Source organism: Flavobacterium sp. AK-301 (assembly GCF_058310215.1).
In genome coordinates this window covers 17,091-36,899 of record NZ_JBZEES010000015.1, presented here as the reverse complement: position 1 = coordinate 36,899, position 19,809 = coordinate 17,091, and the positions used below count along the sequence as shown (strand labels likewise).

Sequence of the window (19,809 nt, the reverse complement as noted above, 5' to 3'; positions counted from 1 at the left end):
TAATTAAATAAATGATTTTTATGTCAACATTACGTTTTCAGGCACTAAGAGAAACAGCAGGCAGAGAACCTGTAAAAATCGATGAATCAGAAAGACGTTCCGTTATTTTTGGAGCCAATGTTTTTAATGATAAAGCAATGCGTCAGTTTTTAACTCCTGAAGCACATCAGGCGGTAAAAGATGCTGTGCAACAAGGTTTGAAGATCGATCGCAGATTAGCGGATTATATCGCTATGGGGATGAAAGAATGGGCTTTATCAAAAGGAGCGACTCATTATACACACTGGTTTCAGCCTTTAACAGGAACAACAGCCGAGAAACATGATGCTTTTTTTGAAACACAGTTTGAAGGAGAAGCCGTTGAAAAATTCGGAGGAGGACAATTAGTACAACAAGAGCCCGATGCGTCCAGTTTTCCGAACGGTGGGATTAGAAACACATTTGAAGCAAGAGGATATACCGCATGGGATCCTACTTCTCCGGCATTTATTTATCAGTCAACACTTTGTATTCCTACCGTTTTTATATCTTATACAGGAGAAGCATTAGATTATAAAACGCCATTATTAAAAGCTTTAAATGCAGTTGATGTTGCTGCAGGAGCCGTTGCAAAATATTTTGATAAAAATGTAAAAAAAGTAACCGCAACCTTAGGATGGGAACAGGAATATTTTCTTATTGACAGTGCTCTGGCAAAATCAAGACCTGATATTATGTTTACCGGAAGAACTCTTTTAGGACATACTTCAGCAAAAGGACAACAATTAGAAGATCATTATTTTGGTTCTATTCCGACTCGTGTATTAAATTACATGAGAGATCTGGAAACCAAATGTATGATGTTGGGGATTCCTGTAAAAACACGTCATAATGAAGTAGCCCCAAATCAGTTTGAGCTAGCGCCTATTTTTGAAGAGACTAATTTAGCAGTAGACCATAACTCTTTACTGATGGATGTAATGCAGAAAGTAGCAGAACGCCATCATTTTAAAGTATTGTTCCATGAAAAACCTTTCAAAGGAGTAAACGGATCAGGAAAGCACAATAACTGGTCACTGGCAACCGATACAGGAGTTAATTTATTAAGTCCCGGAAGAACGCCAATGAGTAATTTACAGTTTCTTACTTTCTTTATCAATACGATAAAAGCAGTACATGATTATGATGATTTGCTTCGTGCTGCTATTGCAACAGCAAGTAATGATCACCGTTTAGGAGCCAATGAAGCACCACCGGCAATTATATCTGTATTTATAGGACAACAGTTAAGCAGAATATTACAAAATCTGGAAAATGTTTCCGATGGCAAACTATCACCTGAAGAAAAAACAGATTTGAAATTGAACGTAATCGGTAAAATTCCGGACGTTCTTTTAGATAATACCGACCGAAACAGGACATCACCTTTTGCCTTTACAGGAAATAAATTTGAGTTTAGAGCAGTAGGTTCCACAGCAAACTGTGCGAATTCAATGACTACTTTAAATACGATTGTTGCTAAGCAGTTAAAAGATTTCAAAGAAGAAGTAGATCGTCTGATTGAAGAAAAAGGAATGAAAAAAGATGATGCGATCTTTAATGTTTTAAGAGAGTATATCAAACAGTCTAAAAACATTTTATTCGAAGGAGACGGATATAGCGAAGCATGGGAAAAAGAAGCGAAGAAAAGAGGGTTGAATAACTTTAAAACTACTCCGGAAGCTTTACATGCGAAGGTTTCTAAAAAGGCAATTGCTCTTTTTGAAGAAATGGGCGTAATGAACCATGTTGAAGTAGAGGCACGTTATGAGGTCGAATTGGAAGATTATACTAAAAAAATCCAGATTGAAGGAAGAGTTTTAGGGGATATCGCTAGAAATCATGTAATTCCGACTGCTATTCGTTATCAGAATACATTAATTGAAAATGTAAAGGGATTAAAAGAAATTTTTGGGAAAGAATTTGAAACTATTGGTAAAGAACAGATCGTTTTGATCAAAGAAATTTCAAATCATATTTCCGTGATCAATTCTAAAGTAGAGGATATGACTGAAGAGAGAAAGAAAGCAAATGATATAGAAGATTCTGCTGAAAAAGCAAAAGCGTATTGTCATAAAGTGATTCCTTTCTTTGAAGTGATTCGTTACCATTGTGATAAATTAGAATTATTAGTAGATAATGAAAGCTGGACCTTAACAAAATACAGAGAATTGTTATTCACAAAATAGTTTTTGATTAATTTTTCTATGATTGGATTTCTCGATAGTTAGAGGATTAGATTACTTCGTCTGTTCGCTCTTTCAGTCTCAGACTGATGTTACAAGTTCTCGAATCATGTTATTTTATAAAGGTCAGGAGATCTTTTAATGCCGTATAAAGTTGAAAACTTTGCACAGCAGATATACATCGAATAATCCAATTTAAACAAGCATATCAACTTAAAACTTGGTATGCTTTTTTTTTATGTTTACATTTGCAACACAACAACACACACCTAAAAATAAATGAGTTCTGATACTAGTAAACGTTATAGTTTAAGAGGAGTTTCGGCATCAAAAGAAGATGTTCATAACGCTATTAAAAACATAGATAAAGGCTTGTTTCCACAGGCTTTCTGTAAGATCATTCCGGATTATTTAACGCAGGATGAGGAATATTGTATCATTATGCATGCAGATGGTGCTGGTACAAAATCATCATTAGCCTATGCATACTGGAAAGAGACCGGAGATATATCTGTCTGGAAAGGAATTGCACAGGATGCTCTGATTATGAATATTGATGATCTGCTTTGTGTGGGGGCAACGGATAATATTTTATTGTCTTCCACGATTGGCAGAAATAAAAACAGGATCCCTTCCGAAGTGATTTCTGCTATTATTAACGGAACAGAAGAACTGATAAAAGAATTAAAAACTTTTGGAGTAACAATTCATTCTACCGGTGGAGAAACTGCAGATGTTGGAGACTTGGTTCGTACGATTATAGTCGATTCAACAGTAACCGCCAGAATGAAAAGAAGTGATGTGATTGATAATGCCAATATTCAGGCAGGCGATGTTATTGTGGGACTGGCTTCCTTTGGTCAGGCAAAATATGAAAAAGAATATAATGGCGGAATGGGAAGTAACGGACTTACTTCGGCACGGCATGATGTTTTTGCAAAGTCATTGACGAAAAAATATCCGGAAACATATGATGCTGCTGTTCCTGAGGAACTGATCTATTCCGGAAAAGTGAATCTGACAGATGCGGTAGCAGATAGCCCGATCAATGCCGGTAAACTGGTATTATCACCTACGAGAACCTACGCACCGGTTATAAAAAAAATACTGGATAAATATAATTCAGAAACTATTCATGGTATGGTACACTGTAGTGGAGGAGCACAGACCAAGGTGCTTCACTTTGTAGAAGATGTACATGTGATCAAGGATAATTTATTTCCTGTACCACCTTTATTTAAATTAATTCAGGAACAATCCGGAACGGACTGGAAAGAAATGTATCAGGTTTTTAACTGTGGACATCGTATGGAACTTTATGTGCCCGAAGCCGTAGCTAAAGATATTATCGAAATTTCAAAATCATTTGATATTGAAGCACAGATTATAGGAAGGGTAACCGCTTCCGATACAAAGAAGTTAACTATAAAGAGTGAATATGGCACTTTTGAATATTAAAACTGAATCCGCTTTTAGCGGATTTTTTTATGTCTTTTTTTTATAAAATGTAAAATGTGAGATGATGATATGGTTTCCCCTCCGAAGAGGGGCGGCTGGTTGATAATTGACAAGTTTGTATAGCTTTTAAAAATTATAATATTGGTAGAATTAGTGGTTTTATAGATTATTTGTTAGTGTTGGTAAAATAAAATTAATTTTTATGTAACATTTTGATATGATTACAGTCTTATTGTTATAGAATGTTTTTTGGATTGTTTAACTTTTAATAATTTATTTCTATGAATAAAATGAGTGTAGCCCTTGTTGTTGTCCTGACGAGTATTTTTGTAGAAGCACAGGAAACAAAAAAATTACCCGGAAATACCAAATTGCCTTCATCATCGGAAACTTTAGCTAAAATAGCAGGAGCTGAGAAGGGGAAATTTAAGTATTCAGTAGAAAGTTATTTTCAAAAACCGAAAGTAAGTGGTTTTAGTTTTTCTCCGGATGGAAAATATATTTCTTATAGAGAGAAAGATGTGAATGGTAAACGACACATATTCGTAAAAAATGTTGTTACGAATGAAATAAAAAAAGTAATAGAAGAAAAAGAAGAATTGGTAAGAAGTTACTGGTGGGCTAATAATGATCGTCTGATTTATATGAAAGACAAAGGTGGTAATGAAAATTATCAGATTTTTGCAGTTAATATTGATGGAACAAATGAAAAAGCATTGACACCTTTTGATAATGTTCGGGTTAGTCTGCTGGAAGAATTGAAAGATCAGAAAGATTTTGTAATTATTCAGATGAATAAAGATAATCCCGAAGTATTTGAGCCGTATAAGCTTAATATTGTTACGGGAGATCTGGTAAAATTATATGAAAATACAGATAAAGAGTCTCCTGTAATGGGTTATGATTTTGATAAGGATGGAAATCTCCGGGCAATAACCAAACAGATTAACGGAAATGAAAATCATTTAATGTACAGAACCTCAAAAGACAGTCCTTTTGAATTAGTAGAGATAAGTAACTGGAAAACCAATTTTAGTATTGTGAATTTCAACTATAATTCTAAGAATCCAAATGAGGCTTATGTTGTCAGTAATTTAAAATCAGATAAAGATCAGATTCAACGATATGATCTGAAAACACGTAAAGTTCTGGAAGTACTTTATAAAAACGATACTTATGATATTGCTCAGCTGGGTTTATCCAGAAAGAGAAATTATCAGATAGATTACTATAGTTATACCGGAGATAAAAATATTCTTGTTCCAATCAGTGAACTGTATAAAAAAATGGATAAAACACTGAAACAGACTCTTGAAAACACATCTTATTCAGTAGCTGATGTTACTGATAATGAAGATAAATTCCTGATCTATGCTTACAGTGATAAATTATATGGAGCTTATTATATTTATGATGCCGAAAAAAATACTTTAACAAAAGTAATGGATCTGATGCCAAATCTGAAAGAAGAAGATATGGCGGAGATGAGACCTATTCAGTTTAAAAGTAGAGACGGATTAACAATATATGGTTATCTAACCATTCCGAATACTGCAAAAGGTAAAAAAGTACCTTTGATCGTGAATCCGCACGGAGGACCTTACGGACCGAGAGATACCTGGAGATTTAACCCGGAAACACAATTGTTTGCTAGTAGAGGTTACGCTACGTTACAGGTAAATTACAGAGGTTCAGGTGGATATGGAAAAGAATTCTATCTGGCAGGAGCAAAACAAATAGGAAGAAAAATGCTCGATGATCTGGAAGACGGAGTACAGTATGTTGTAGATATGGGACTAGTAGATAAAGAGAATGTAGCGATCTACGGAGGAAGTTACGGAGGACTGGCAACTTTGGGTAGTCTGGTAAAAACACCGGATTTATATAAATGCGGTGTGGATTATGTTGGCGTTTCGAATTTATTTACATTCATAAATACGATTCCTCCTTACTGGAAACCTTTTATTGAGCAGATTCATGAACAATGGTATAATCCGAATAATGCCGAAGAGAAAAAAATAATGACGGAAGTTTCTCCGGCATTAAATATTGATAAAATAACAAAACCGTTACTGATTGTTCAGGGAGCTAATGACCCTCGCGTCAATATTGATGAATCTGATCAGATTGTAGTTGGTTTACGAGACAGAGGTATTGAAGTACCTTATATGGTAAAATATAATGAAGGTCATGGTTTTGGTCATGAAGAGAACCAGATTGGTTTGTATAAAACGATGATGGGGTTCTTCAGTCAGCATTTAAAGACCAATTGATAAAAATAATATAAAATCCGCTTTTAGCGGATTTTTTTATGTCGGTTTATAATTAGCTTTGTATTAGTTTTTAAAAAAAAGAACAGCCGAGGTGAAAAAAATAAAAAAATCATACAGAATTGCAAAATATGTAGTGTACAAACAGACTATATTAGAGCCAATAGACCATTTATGGACGTTTATCGGTGGTTTTTTAGGTATTGGAGCAATCGGACTGATTCAGGGAACACAGTTCGCAAAAGCAGATAATATTTATCTGATAGGATCTTTCGGAGCATCTGCAGTACTAGTTTTTGGAGCGACGAACAGTCCTCTTGCTCAGCCTCGTAATTTAATTGGTGGACATTTTATATCTGCAATAATCGGAGTCGTAATTTGTAAATTAGTTCCCGATAATCTTTGGTTAGCATCTGCATTAGCCGTTTCTTTGTCGATCGTAGCAATGCAGATCACAAAAACAATGCATCCTCCTGGAGGAGCAACTGCTTTAATTGCAAATATAAGTTCTGATAGTATAAGGAATCTGGGGTTCTGGTATGTTCTTTCTCCGGTAATGTCCGGAGTGCTGGTTTTGTTTCTGATTGCGCTGGTAGTTAATAATATTCCAAGGGACAGGAATTATCCTTACAAAAAATAATAATTTTATATAATACAACAGATGAAAATAAATCTTAAAAATGGAATAGACCAATTGGTTTTTGGTATGAAAGGAAAAGATGTAACCGGCATTTTGGGAAAACCGGACAGAGAGTATTTCGATGAAGACGGTAATACGATTTTTCTTTATAATGCATTAAAACTAAGACTGACTTTTTATAAAGATGAAGACTTCAGATTCGGATATTTTGTTTCCTCAAACCCTTCACTGGAATTATTTGATAAAAAACTTATTGGAAGAAAAGTAGATGAGGTGGTAAATGAATTAAAACAAAAGGGCTTATCTAGCTGGGAAAGAGAAGAATTTGATACGTTTGAAAATTTCTTTAATGAAAAGAACTGGGCAATTCTACAGACCGAGTTTGAAGAGATTGTAAAGTTTGAGCAGGGAGCAGTGATTAATGATAAAGATGAATTTGACTGGAAATTTAAAAGTAAATAGTCAGAGCCTGATTATTGGGTTAATCAGATAACAGAAAAAAAGGGTTGATTCTAATCGAATCAACCCTTTTTAATATGAGAATAGTAAAGAATTATTTTGGAGCTTCCAGTAATTCAATTTCAAATATAATATTTGCATTTGGAGGAATTACACCACCAGCTCCTCTTTCTCCATACGCTAAATAAGAAGGAATGAATAAAGTAGCTTTATCGCCTATAGATAGTTTGCCTACGCCTTCAGAAAAACCGGAAATTGTATTTCCGGGAACACCATATTCCAAAGGAATTGGACGGTATCCTAACATCTGGGCTCTTTGAGGATCTAACATTCCGTATGTAGCAGCAATATCTTCTTTACTGGTATCAAATAAAATACCATTATCCAGATAACCTGCATAATTTACAGATACGGTTGCTCCTGCAGTTGGTTTTTTACCGGTTCCTTTTTCAGTAATATTGAAGATAAGCCCTGTTTCGGTTTTAGTTCCCGTTTTTTTAAGTTCTTCAAAAGTTTTTATTTTTTCAGCTTTGATCTTTTCAAGAGACTGAGCCAGTTTTTTCTGTGTTTCTAGTTCTGTTTCAAAATAGTTTTTGAATACTTTTATAGCATCAAATTTCACAGCATCTTTTCCTTTTTTGAGAATAGTGATTTTTTTAATCACATCATCTTTTTCGATTTTATTTACAACATCTAATCCTTCTGTTACATATCCAAAAACAGTATGTCTGCCGTCTAACCATGGGGTTGCTTTATGTGTTATAAAGAACTGGCTGCTGTTGGTATTTGGTCCTGAATTTGCCATAGATAGAGTACCTGCTTTATCATGAGTCAGTTTGTTGATTTCATCTTTAAATTTATAGCCTGTTCCTCCGGTACCGTCACCATCCGGATCACCTCCCTGAATCATGAAGTCTTTTATTACACGGTGAAATTTTAATCCGTCAAAGAAAGGTTTTCCTTTAAGATCTTCTTTTACAAAAGCGTTTTTACCTTCAGCTAATGTAATAAAGTTTGCTACGGTAACGGGAGCTTCTTTGAAATCCAGCTGAACCAAAATGGTGCCTTTATTTGTTTCTATTTTAGCAAATAAACCATCTCCTGTTTCACTATTTTGTGCATTACAGGAAAAGAATAGCGCTACTACACTTAAGAATATACTTGTCATTCGTTTCATTATTTATTTAATTGGTTGATAAAAATATTATTTTACTTTAGTTTCTGTTTTAATATCATTAAGGGTTACGGTATAGATCAAAGGTGTGTTAGACGTGATCTTTTTGTTGTCACCACGATAACCATAAGCCATATGAGAAGGGAATAAGAAATTTATTTTTTCTCCTTTTTTCATTAGTTTAATTCCGTCTCTTAGTCCCATTATAATATTTTCTTTATCAATATAATAGACCTGTGGTTTTAATTCGGTTGCAGTGTAAATTATATTTCCGGAAAGATCTTTTATTTCATAATCAAAAAAAACAACATCACCGCGAATAGGCGTTTTAGTATTTAAGCTGTCTGCTTTCGTTTCATAATAATACCAATAGCCTTTTGTAGAGGGGGTATACTGAATTTCGGGATGACTTTTAATAATGGAATCAATCTGTTTTTCCTCTTTAGCAATCAGTTCTTTGTTTCTGTTAATTGACTCTTTTAAAAAAGAACCGGATGCTCTCGAAATAGGTTTTCTGGCTTCTTGTTGCTTACAGCCAGTTACTAAAAAACACAGAAATATAATTCCGAAAAATAGTTTTATGAATTTTATATTTGCCATTATTTTAAGTTCATTTTAGATACAATATTTAAAAACTGATTAATGGTTTCTTCTAATGATACATTAGATTTTCCTCCGGCAGCATTGATATGACCACCGCCATTGAAATGATCTCTGGCAAATTGGTTTACATCGAAATCGCCCTGTGAACGGAAAGAGATCTTAATAATTCCTTCTTCTTTATGTTCGATAAAGATAGCAGTAAAAATAATACCTTTTATACTTAAACCATAATTTACGATCCCTTCTGTATCTCCTTTTGTATAATTAAAGTCATCTAATTCCTTCTGACTTAAAGTAATATAAGAGGTCTGGTATTCCGGTACTAATTTTAGATTTTGTAATGCTCTTCCTAAAAGTTGAAGTCTGCTGTACGAGTTATTGTCGAACAAAGCATTATGTACATCACTGTTTTTAACTCCTTTGTCTATCAAATCTGCTACAATTCTGTGGGTTGTACTGGTTGTGGAAGGGAATCGGAAAGATCCGGAATCTGTAACGATACCGGTATAGATACAGGTAGCAACAGTAGTATTAATTAGATCTTTAAATCCTAAAAATGAAATAAAATTGTAAAGCATTTCACAGGTGGAACCAAAAGTAGTGTCAGAATAAACATGTAGGGCATAATCATCCGGTTTCTGATGATGATCGATCATTATAAATGGAGCTTTCAGTTTGTTTAGTACGTTTTCCATTTCACCTACGCGATGCAACGCATTGAAATCCAGTGTGAATATTAATTCTGCTTCTTGTAATATTTTGGTGGTTTTTTCTTTGTCTTTTTCATAAATTAAAACTGTTTCTGTTCCCGGAAGCCAGGCTAAAAACTCTGGAAATTCGTTAGGAGCTATTACAATTGGCTGATGGTTTAATTGTAATAAAAAGTGGTATAGTCCTAATGTAGAGCCCATTGCATCACCATCAGGGCTTCTGTGTGGGATAATTGCTACTTTTTTTGGTTCAGCTAATAATAAATTTATCGCTGTAATATCTTTTACTTTCATAGACGGCGAATTTACAATTTTATAACGTAATGAAGAATAACCGCTTTTTTAATTTTTAAAATCTTTTGATTTTTTTGATATTTTAATTCAGATTGGGTAGTCTAAAAGTCTCTAAATCGGTTTAGTTTTCTAAATAATTGATTTTTTCGACTATTCTCCATATTTTGTGCATGATAAATCCCTGAACTTCCGGAACATAAATAAGCAGTAAAGCATGCAATTGTAATATATAAACCACATTCTGTACCAAATAATTCCAGTCCCATTATGGAACAGGCAAGAGGAGTATTAGTCGCACCAGAAAAAACGGCTGTGAATCCCATTCCTGCGAGTAATGCAACCGGTAATGGAATAAAAAACGATAAGGCGCTGCCGAGTGTTGCACCAATAAAAAACAACGGAGTTACTTCGCCTCCTTTAAATCCTGCGCCTAAAGTAAACCCTGTAAAAAGAAGCTTAATTAGAAAATCATAACCTGCATTAGGGTACTGAAACGCGTTTACAATTTCAGGTATACCTAAACCGATGAATTTAGTAGTTCCCATAAGCCATACAGTTAAAGCAATGATAATTCCTCCGATAAACGGACGAAGAGGAGGATATTTGATCTGTGTTGAAAATAGTCTGATCCATAGATGTGTTGTTTTGGTAAATAACATAGAGGTCAGACCAGACAGGATACCGAGACAAATGATCCAGAACAGATTAGGAAAACTAATAACAGGAATTTCCGGGATGAAATAATGAGTGTGCTCTACATTCCACAGATGAACGACATAATTCGATATAAAAGCGGCTAATAGAGAGGGGTAGATACTTTTGTAATTGATTTGGGTCAGGATGAGTACTTCAACAGCAAATACAGCACCTGTAAATGGTGTGCCGAATATGGAAGCAAAACCGGAACTGATCCCGATAATCAGAATTATGTTTCTGTCTGCTTTATTCAGATGAAAAAGTCGGGTGAACTGATCTGCTATAGCACCTCCCATTTGTACAGCGGTTCCTTCACGACCGGCAGAACCTCCGAAAAGATGGGTAATCAGGGTTCCAATCAGTACAAGAGGAGCCATCTTGAAAGGAATGATTTTCCCTGGGTTATAATATTCCTCAATAAGAAGATTGTTTCCTTTTATAACTGATTTTCCGTAATAATAATAGATCAGACCGATTATCAGGCCGCCAATAGGGAGGAGGGCAATGATCCATAAATGAGTTTCTCTGTATTGTGTTACTGCGTTTAGGGCAGTCAGGAAAAAAGCAGAGGCAGAGCCGACTAAAATACCTACTGTTGAACAGATTATGATCCACTTAAATAGATAATTAAAAACACTTTTTTGAGTAATATCTGAAAGAAAAAAATTAAAACGATTTAATTTCATTGTTTTTATGCTTGGTCGGTTACAAAGATACAAAGGTTTTTTATAGGTACAGAGGTTTGAGGATCAGAGTTGTTTAGGAGTCTGAAAGTTTGTGTGTGGGTTTGTTTAAAGTTAGCAGAGTGCGAATAAGTTTACAGTATTCAGTTTACAGTTTTAGTATTCAAAGATTATCAATTAAAATCCACCTCGCCCTACGGGCACCCCTCCAGAGGAGGGGAAGCTGTATCATTATTTTACATCTTACAAAAAACATCTTACAAGAAAACAATATATGATATAACAATCAAGTTCCAAACTAACAACTAACAACTAACAACTAACAACTAACAACTAACAACTAAAACCGATCAACTATAAAAAATTCAGCTATTCAATTTTAGATTCTAAAATTAATAGCTATTTTTGCGCATGCAACACAACGTACTTATTTTAGATTTCGGATCGCAATATACACAGCTTATTGCACGAAGAGTTCGCGAATTAAATATCTTTTGCGAAATATTTCCTTATAATCATTTTCCGGATGATTTATCAAGTTATAAAGCAGTAATTCTTTCTGGTAGTCCATTCTCTGTTCGTGCAGACGATGCGCCACATCCTGATTTATCGCAAATTAGAGGAAAATTACCTTTACTGGCTGTTTGTTATGGAGCTCAGTATTTAGCTCATTTTAGTGGTGGTGAGGTAGCTCCTTCGAATACGAGAGAATATGGAAGAGCAAATCTGAACTTTATAAAAGAAAATGAAGTGTTTTTTCAAGGAGTTTCTCCAAACAGTCAGGTTTGGATGAGCCACAGTGATACAATAAAAAAACTTCCTGCTAATGGCGTAAAATTGGCAAGTACTACAGATGTAGAAAATGCGGCTTATAAGATCGAAGGGGAAGAAACTTATGCTATTCAGTTTCATCCGGAGGTATATCATTCTACAGATGGAAAGCTGATCTTAGAAAACTTTTTAGTCAAAATAGCTGAGGTACCGCAAACATGGACTTCTAATTCTTTTGTAGAAGAAATTGTAGCAGAATTAAAAGAAAAAGTAAAAGAAGATAAAGTAGTTCTGGGACTTTCCGGAGGAGTAGATTCTACAGTAGCGGCAGTTTTATTACATAAAGCGATTGGAAAGAATTTATATTGTATTTTTGTTAATAATGGTTTACTTCGTAAGAACGAATTTGAGAATGTACTGGAACAGTATAAAGGAATGGGACTGAACGTAAAAGGGGTAGATTCTTCGGCACGTTTTTTGAATGAACTGGCAGGGATTGAAGACCCTGAATTAAAGAGAAAAACAATCGGAAGAGTGTTTATCGAGGTTTTTGATGATGAGGCTCATTTAATAGAGGATGTGAAATGGCTGGCACAAGGAACTATTTATCCGGATGTCATAGAATCTGTTTCTGTAAAAGGACCTTCAGCAACTATAAAATCACATCATAATGTGGGTGGTTTACCGGATTATATGAAACTGAAAATAGTTGAACCGCTTCGAATGTTATTTAAAGATGAGGTAAGACGAGTAGGAGCAACATTAGGGATAGATTCTACGTTATTAGGAAGGCATCCTTTTCCGGGACCAGGTCTTTCGATCCGAATTCTTGGAGATATAACACCAGAAAAAGTACGTATTTTGCAGGAAGTAGATGCCGTCTTTATAGACGGACTGAGATCATGGGGATTATATGATAAAGTATGGCAGGCAGGAGCGATTCTTTTACCGGTTAACAGTGTAGGAGTTATGGGCGATGAACGTACTTATGAAAAAGTGGTTGCGTTGAGAGCAGTGGAATCTACTGATGGTATGACAGCAGACTGGGTACATTTACCATATGATTTCTTAATGAAGGTGTCCAATGATATTATCAATAAAGTAAAAGGGGTGAACAGAGTGGTCTATGATATAAGTTCAAAACCACCTGCAACTATAGAATGGGAATAGATTAATTAAATATAATAGTTAAGTCGCTGTTTCATAAGGAACAGCGACTTAATAACTTTAAAAACAAACAATAATGAAGCATTTATTTGTAGTATTTGTGTCGGTATTCATTGTTTCCTGTAGTGCTTTTGCAAAACAGGAGAAACACATAAAACACAAAGTTGAAAAAGGTGAAACGGTTATTCAGATCGCAAAAAAATATAAAGTTACTCCTTTCGATATTTACAAATTGAATCCGGATGCTCAGAATGGACTTAAGGAAAATGCGATTATTCTGATTCCAAGCCTGTCAGGTGATGGAGGAAGAATAAAAACTAAAAAAGATAGAGAAAACAATACGATTTTAACTACTCATGAAGTAGCACCAAAAGAGACTTTATTCGGAATTGCTAAAAAGTATACTATTTCTGTTGAAAGTCTTGAAAAAGCAAATTCAGGTATATTGAAAGACGGATTAAAAACAGGGCAAACTCTTTTAATTCCAAATAAAGAAAGCATAAAAACCGATTCGAAAGGGAAGAAAGAGCAATTTGTTATGCATGAAGTGTTGTCACAAGAGACGAAGTATGGCATTGCTAAAAAATACGGAATTACGATTCAGGAACTGGAAAAACAAAATCCGGAAATAATAGAGGGACTTCCTTTAGGGTTCAGATTAAAGATTCCTGTAAAGGAAATGAATAGAACAGATTATACAGTTCTTGAAAAAACAGAAACAATAGAGACTCCAAAAGCAGGAAAGACTGAAAAAGTAGAAAAAAATGCTGAGTTTACCAGTTATGAAGTAAAACAGAAAGAAACACTTTATGGATTAACAAAACAATTTAATATCAGTGAAAGTGAACTGTTTGCTTTAAATCCGGAACTAAAAAACGGACTGAAAGAAGGCATGGTATTGAGAATTCCAACTGAAGGCTCTGTAAAAGAACAGGTTTCCGAGGAGTTGTCAGTTCCTAAAGAGTATAAAGACTTGACGACAAAACTTCATACTAAGGAGAAGAAAGAATTGGTGTTATTGTTACCTTTTAATACATCAAAGTCAGATATGAATATAGAAAGCAAAATGCAGAATATGACGCTGGATTTTTATTCAGGTGCTTTAATGGCAATCGATTCTGCTAGAACACTGGGAATGAATATGAATATCAGAATATTTGATTCTGAAGAGTCAAAAAAGACTTCAGATGTTGCTAAGATTATCAGTTCAAATGATTTTTCTAATGTAGATGCTGTTATAGGACCTTTTTATCAGTCTAATGTAGAGACAACAGCTAGTTTATTGAGAAAATATGATATTCCTGTTGTCTCACCAATGTCAAAAGAATCCGGTAATAGTATTTTATATAGCAATTTGTATCAGTCTGTGCCAACTCCGGATGATCTGAAATTAGCAATGCTTAATTATCTGAAGGCTAAGGATGGAAATGTAATTGCTGTAGTAGATCCTAAAAAAGGAAGTGTAAAGAAATTTATTTCTGATAATTATCCTTCTGTAAGATTTGTTCCGATTGATGCAAACGGTTTTATAACTCCTTCTAATCTTAAAGATATGTTGTCAAAAGAAAAGAAGAATTATATTATTCTTGAAACGGAAAGAGCAGGTCTTATTTTAAATACAACTAATATATTACTGAAAGAATTATCGGATTATGAAATTAAACTGGTTACACTGGAAAAAAATAATAGTTTTGAACATGATGAGATTTCATCAAGCAGATTAATGAAACTGAATTTACATTATCCGTCTATGTCCAGGGATGTTGATCTGCCGGAGATTAATTCTTTTGCTAATGCTTATAAGAAAAAAAATAATGTCTATCCAAATCAGTATGCTACAAGAGGTTTTGATGTAACTTTTGATGTTTTGGTACGCCTGTCTCAAAAGAAAAGTTTTGTAGATACTGTTGATGATGTAGCAACAGAGCAGGTGGGAGGTCGATTTGAATATCACAAAAAATCTTCAGGTGGTTATATTAATAGAGGGATTTATATCTTATATTACAATAATGATTTAACAATTAAATATGCAAATTAATGACTTCTAAAGTAACTTATTTAGGTTCGTTAAGAACCTCGTCGATACATTTGCAGTCTGGTTCTGAGATTATATCAGATGCGCCTGTTGATAATAATGGAAAAGGAGAAGCGTTTTCTCCTACGGATATGGTTGCTAATGCTTTAGCTTCCTGTATGATGACTATTATGGGGATTAAAGCCAGAGATATGGAAGTTAATTTAGATGGTTCTACTGCTGAGGTGACTAAAATAATGAAGGCAGATCCTCGTATGATTTCAAAAATTATAGTTGTATTTCATATGAATGTTAAGGCAGATGAAAGAACGAAACTAATATTAGAACGGGTAGCAAATACCTGTCCTGTGTTTTTAAGTCTTCATCCCGATATTGAAAAAGAGATTACTTTTAACTGGAAATAAACACCCTGAAAATCAGGGTTTTTTTATGAATAACAATAAGGAACAATTAATAAAATTGGCGCATGCTAAGATGCCTTTTGGTAAATATGAAGGTCGGTATCTGATCGATCTGCCGGAATACTATGTGGTATGGTATCATAATAAGGGGTTTCCGAAAGGACAGTTGGGGGAACAGCTACAGTTAGTATATGAACTGAAATTGAATGGGCTGGAAGATCTGATACGAAATATCAGAAAAAAATATCCGATTTAATTAAGTTGGAAAGTCGAATGTCCTAAAGTCGAAAGGGAGCTGTTTTTAGTATTCAGTTTTTAGTCGTGGTATTCAGTTAGGTTCCGCTAAAATCCACCCCGCCCTGCAGGCACCCCTCCAGAGGAGAGGAATTCGTATTGTTATTTTACTTTTCACATTTCACAAAACTATCAATTATCAACTACGAACTATCAACTAAAAGTCTACCCCGTCCGCTTTGCGGGCAACCCCCTCCAGAGGAGGGGAAATCGTATTGGCATTTCTCATTTTACAGATCATATTTACAAAAATTATCAACTATCAATTAGAAACTATCAACTATAAAGTATTATCAGAGCATCAAATAGATTAGTTTTCAAATTATAATCGTATTTTTGCCAGGTTTTTGAATTAACTACAATAACAAACAACAACATAATGAATCAGACAAAATATATTTTTGTTACTGGAGGTGTGACTTCTTCTTTAGGAAAAGGGATTATTGCAGCTTCTTTAGCTAAATTGTTACAGGCAAGAGGGTACAGAACAACTATTCAGAAATTTGATCCGTATATTAATGTGGATCCGGGGACATTGAACCCTTATGAACATGGAGAATGTTTTGTAACAGATGATGGAGCAGAGACTGATTTGGATTTAGGACATTATGAAAGATTTTTAAATGTACCAACCTCTCAGGATAATAATGTTACTACAGGAAGAGTATATCTTTCTGTTATTGAAAAAGAAAGAAGGGGAGAGTTTTTGGGTAAAACGGTTCAGGTAGTTCCTCATATTACAAATGAGATTAAGAATCGGATGCAGCTTTTAGGTAAGACTGGTGATTATGATATTGTAATTACAGAAATAGGAGGTACGGTAGGTGATATTGAATCATTACCTTATATTGAATCTGTTCGTCAGTTAGTATGGGAATTAGGAGACACTAACGGAATTGTTATTCATCTGACTTTAGTACCGTATTTAGCTGCTGCGGGAGAATTAAAAACAAAACCAACACAACACTCTGTTAAAACGTTAATGGAAAGTGGAATTAAGGCGGATATTTTGGTTTGCAGAACGGAACATGAACTTTCTGATGAATTAAGACAAAAATTAGCGTTATTTTGCAATGTGAAAAGAGAAGCGGTAATTCAGTCAATTGATGCTTCTACAATATATGATGTTCCTAATTTAATGTTAGAAGAAGGTTTGGACAGAGTGGCTCTGAAAAAACTGGCTCTACCGGAAAAAAACGTGCCGGATCTGAAACAGTGGAATGCCTTTTTACATCGATTAAAAAACCCGAAACACACTGTAAATATTGGTCTGATAGGGAAATATGTAGAATTACAGGATTCTTATAAATCTATTTTGGAAGCTTTTATTCATGCAGGAGCTGCTAATGAAACAAAAGTAAATGTAGTAAGTGTACATTCAGAATACTTAGATGCTAATAATGTCGCTGAAAAATTAAAAGGATTAGATGGTGTTCTTGTTGCTCCTGGATTTGGAGAACGAGGAATTGAAGGAAAAATAGAGGCAGTAAAATATGTACGTGAAAAAAATATTCCTTTCTTTGGGATTTGTTTAGGAATGCAGATGGCTGTTATTGAATTTTCCAGAAATGTATTAGGCTGGAAGGATGCTAATTCAACGGAAATGAATGCTGGAACAGCTCATCCGGTAATTAATATTATGGAGGAGCAGAAAGCAATTACTGATAAAGGAGGTACAATGCGTCTGGGAGCATGGAAATGTGATATAAAAAAGAATACGTTGGCTTCAAAAATATATGGTGTTTCTTCTATATTGGAACGACACCGTCATCGTTATGAGTTTAATGGGGAATATCTTGATGTTTTAGAAAAAGCAGGATTAAAAGCATCAGGGGTTAATCCGGATACCGGATTGGTAGAAATAATTGAAATTGAAAACCATCCGTTTTTTATTGGTGTTCAGTATCATCCGGAATATAAAAGTACAGTTGCGAATCCACATCCTCTGTTTGTGAGTTTTGTTGCCGCAACGGTAAAAGCAAAAAAAGAATCAGCAAAATAAATTTGTAGCGTAAGCTATTTTAAAGTAGAACAATGGAAGAAAAAAAGTTAGACATCAATTCAATTATTGGTTTTGTTTTGATCTTTGGAATCCTGATCTGGATACTGTACAATAATCAATCGAAACCGCAAGAGAAAGATACTAAAGCAAAACAAGAACAAGTTGTTACCAGTGGAAATATAGACCCAGAACCGTTACAGGCTCCTGTTACTACAGCAGATTCCACTGCTAATGCCGAACAATTAGCAAATTTAAAAGGAGCTTTAGGTAACTTCGCATATTCTGCAACACTTCCTGCTTCGAAAGAAAGCTATACTACAATAGAAAATGATTTATTGTCATTAAAAATTGCTAATAAAGGGGGGTATATTGTTGAAGCTACAGTAAAAAAGTTTGAGCAGTTTTATAAAGGATCTGGTGAATTAGTGAAGATCATTAAAGATAATAATGCACAGCTGAATATTGAATTACAGATTCAGGATAACCGTACTTTAAATACAAAAGACCTTACTTTTCAGCCTGTTCTTACTAAAGAAGGTGAAAATCAGGTATTGACTTTACGATTAAAAGCTTCTGAAAATCAATTTTTGGAATATAGATATGTAATGAAACCTAACGAGTATATGTTAGATTTCTCTATTCGTTCACAAGGTCTGAATACGGTTTTAAATGCTTCAAAACCATTAAATATGGTTTGGGATCTGAAATCGTACCGAAATGAGAAAAGTGTATCGTATGAAAACCGTTATACGGAAGTAAATTATGAGTACAAAAACGGAAAAACAAGCCATGTAGGTCAGGGAGACAATAAGGAAGAGAATCCTACAGATGTAACTTATGTAGCATTCAAGCAACACTTTTTTAGTTCTATTCTGTTAACAGATACTCCTTTTACTTCTGCTAAACTGGTTTCTAAAAATTTAGTACACGATCAGGAAATAGATACTGTTTTCACTAAGAATTTTTCTGCTATTGTACCTTTAGTTTTAAAAGGTGGTGAGCTGAACTATACAATGAACTGGTATTATGGACCAACGGATTATAAAATATTAAAAGAATATAAAAAAAATCTGGATGAAATTGTTCCATTAGGATGGGGTATTTTCGGATGGATCAATCGTTTTATATTCATTCCTGTATATAGTTTCTTAAGTGGATTTATTCCTCATGGTATTGCAATTATTATTTTTACTATTTTGGTAAGATTGGTAATGTCTCCGGTAACGTATAAATCGTATTTATCTCAGGCGAAAATGAAAATTATTCGTCCGGAAGTAAATGAGATTAATGAGAAGTTCAAAGATCCGATGAAGAGACAACAGGAAACGATGAAACTGTATAATAAAGCAGGTGTGAGTCCTATGGCAGGGTGTTTACCGGCTCTGATGCAGATTCCCGTCTTTTATGCCTTATTTCAGTTCTTCCCGTCTGCGGTAGAATTAAGACAAAAAGGATTCCTGTGGGCAGATGATTTATCATCTTATGACGCGGTAATCAATTTACCATTCTATATTCCATTTTATGGAAATCATGTGAGTTTGTTTCCAATATTAGCTTCTTTAGCGATTTTCTTTTATATGAAAATGACTACGGGAGATCAGACGATGGCACAGCCACAACAGGAAGGTATGCCGGATATGGGTAAAATCATGAAAATCATGATCTATGTTTCACCTGTTATGATGTTGATTTTCTTTAATAACTATGCTTCGGGATTGAGTTTGTATTACTTTATATCTAATACTATTACAATCGGAATCATGTTTGTTATTAAAAACTATATTGTTAATGATGCGAGGTTACATGCTAAAATTCAGGAGAATAAAGCAAAACCTAAAAAACAAAATCGTTTCCAACGTAAGATGCAGGAAATGATGGAGCAGGCAGAGCAACAGAAAAATATTAAAAAATAAAAATAAAAAAGCATCCGCCACAACGGATGCTTTTT

15 protein-coding genes are annotated in these 19,809 nt (G+C 34.4%); 11 read left to right on the top strand and 4 right to left on the bottom strand.

Going from position 1 to position 19,809, the window contains the following annotated elements; genetic code table 11:
* Positions 1-20 precede the first annotated feature (20 nt).
* The 5 genes from AC4FQX_RS14230 (at position 21) to AC4FQX_RS14210 (ending at position 7,034) form a co-directional block, all read left to right on the top strand.
* Complete coding sequence (locus AC4FQX_RS14230) at positions 21-2,207, top strand: glutamine synthetase III family protein (protein WP_491168385.1); 2,187 nt, start codon at positions 21-23, stop codon at positions 2,205-2,207.
* 276 nt (positions 2,208-2,483) lie between these two features.
* A complete protein-coding gene (locus AC4FQX_RS14225) occupies positions 2,484-3,662 on the top strand; it encodes an AIR synthase related protein (protein WP_491168384.1) in 1,179 nt (392 codons plus the stop codon).
* Positions 3,663-3,943: 281 nt separating this feature from the next.
* On the top strand, positions 3,944-5,935 hold the full coding sequence (locus AC4FQX_RS14220) for a S9 family peptidase (protein ID WP_491168383.1): 1,992 nt from the start codon (positions 3,944-3,946) through the stop codon (positions 5,933-5,935).
* Between the two features lie 91 nt (positions 5,936-6,026).
* Entirely contained in the window at positions 6,027-6,572 is a 546-nt protein-coding gene (locus tag AC4FQX_RS14215) for an HPP family protein (protein ID WP_491168382.1), read from the top strand.
* 21 nt (positions 6,573-6,593) lie between these two features.
* Positions 6,594-7,034: a hypothetical protein gene (locus tag AC4FQX_RS14210; RefSeq protein ID WP_491168381.1), complete on the top strand. Its 441-nt coding sequence runs from the start codon at positions 6,594-6,596 to the stop codon at positions 7,032-7,034.
* 91 nt (positions 7,035-7,125) lie between these two features.
* Here AC4FQX_RS14210 and AC4FQX_RS14205 read toward each other — a convergent pair whose 3' ends face one another.
* The 4 genes from AC4FQX_RS14205 to AC4FQX_RS14190 form a co-directional block, all read right to left on the bottom strand.
* On the bottom strand, positions 7,126-8,208 hold the full coding sequence (locus AC4FQX_RS14205) for a peptidylprolyl isomerase (protein ID WP_491168380.1): 1,083 nt from the start codon (positions 8,206-8,208) through the stop codon (positions 7,126-7,128).
* A 27-nt stretch (positions 8,209-8,235) separates the two neighbouring features.
* Positions 8,236-8,805 (bottom strand): gliding motility-associated peptidyl-prolyl isomerase GldI, encoded by a 570-nt coding sequence (gldI, locus tag AC4FQX_RS14200; protein ID WP_491168379.1) that lies wholly within the window; start codon positions 8,803-8,805, stop codon positions 8,236-8,238.
* The gene (locus AC4FQX_RS14195) at positions 8,805-9,812 is read right to left on the bottom strand and encodes a DHH family phosphoesterase (protein ID WP_491168378.1); all 1,008 of its coding nucleotides are present in this window, start codon (positions 9,810-9,812) and stop codon (positions 8,805-8,807) included. Before AC4FQX_RS14195 ends, gldI begins: the two co-directional genes overlap by 1 nt.
* 101 nt (positions 9,813-9,913) lie before the next feature.
* The gene (locus tag AC4FQX_RS14190; RefSeq protein WP_491168377.1) at positions 9,914-11,194 is read right to left on the bottom strand and encodes a voltage-gated chloride channel family protein; all 1,281 of its coding nucleotides are present in this window, start codon (positions 11,192-11,194) and stop codon (positions 9,914-9,916) included.
* A gap of 408 nt (positions 11,195-11,602) precedes the next feature.
* Here AC4FQX_RS14190 and guaA point away from each other — a divergent pair, with 408 nt between their 5' ends.
* From guaA to yidC, 6 genes are all read left to right on the top strand, one after another.
* The gene (guaA, locus tag AC4FQX_RS14185; protein WP_491168376.1) at positions 11,603-13,132 is read left to right on the top strand and encodes a glutamine-hydrolyzing GMP synthase; all 1,530 of its coding nucleotides are present in this window, start codon (positions 11,603-11,605) and stop codon (positions 13,130-13,132) included.
* Between the two features lie 73 nt (positions 13,133-13,205).
* Positions 13,206-15,167, top strand: a complete 1,962-nt coding sequence (locus AC4FQX_RS14180; RefSeq protein ID WP_491168375.1) for a PBP1 and LysM peptidoglycan-binding domain-containing protein — start codon at positions 13,206-13,208, stop codon at positions 15,165-15,167.
* Positions 15,167-15,568 carry an OsmC family protein gene (locus AC4FQX_RS14175; protein ID WP_491168374.1) on the top strand — a complete coding sequence of 134 codons (402 nt, stop codon included), beginning with the start codon at positions 15,167-15,169 and terminating at the stop codon, positions 15,566-15,568. Before AC4FQX_RS14180 ends, AC4FQX_RS14175 begins: the two co-directional genes overlap by 1 nt.
* Before the next feature lie 25 nt (positions 15,569-15,593).
* A complete protein-coding gene (locus AC4FQX_RS14170; protein ID WP_491168373.1) occupies positions 15,594-15,821 on the top strand; it encodes a DUF3820 family protein in 228 nt (75 codons plus the stop codon).
* A 417-nt stretch (positions 15,822-16,238) separates the two neighbouring features.
* Positions 16,239-17,861 (top strand): CTP synthase, encoded by a 1,623-nt coding sequence (gene pyrG, locus AC4FQX_RS14165; RefSeq protein WP_491168372.1) that lies wholly within the window; start codon positions 16,239-16,241, stop codon positions 17,859-17,861.
* A gap of 32 nt (positions 17,862-17,893) precedes the next feature.
* A complete protein-coding gene (gene yidC, locus AC4FQX_RS14160) occupies positions 17,894-19,774 on the top strand; it encodes a membrane protein insertase YidC (protein WP_491168371.1) in 1,881 nt (626 codons plus the stop codon).
* Positions 19,775-19,809 lie beyond the last annotated feature (35 nt).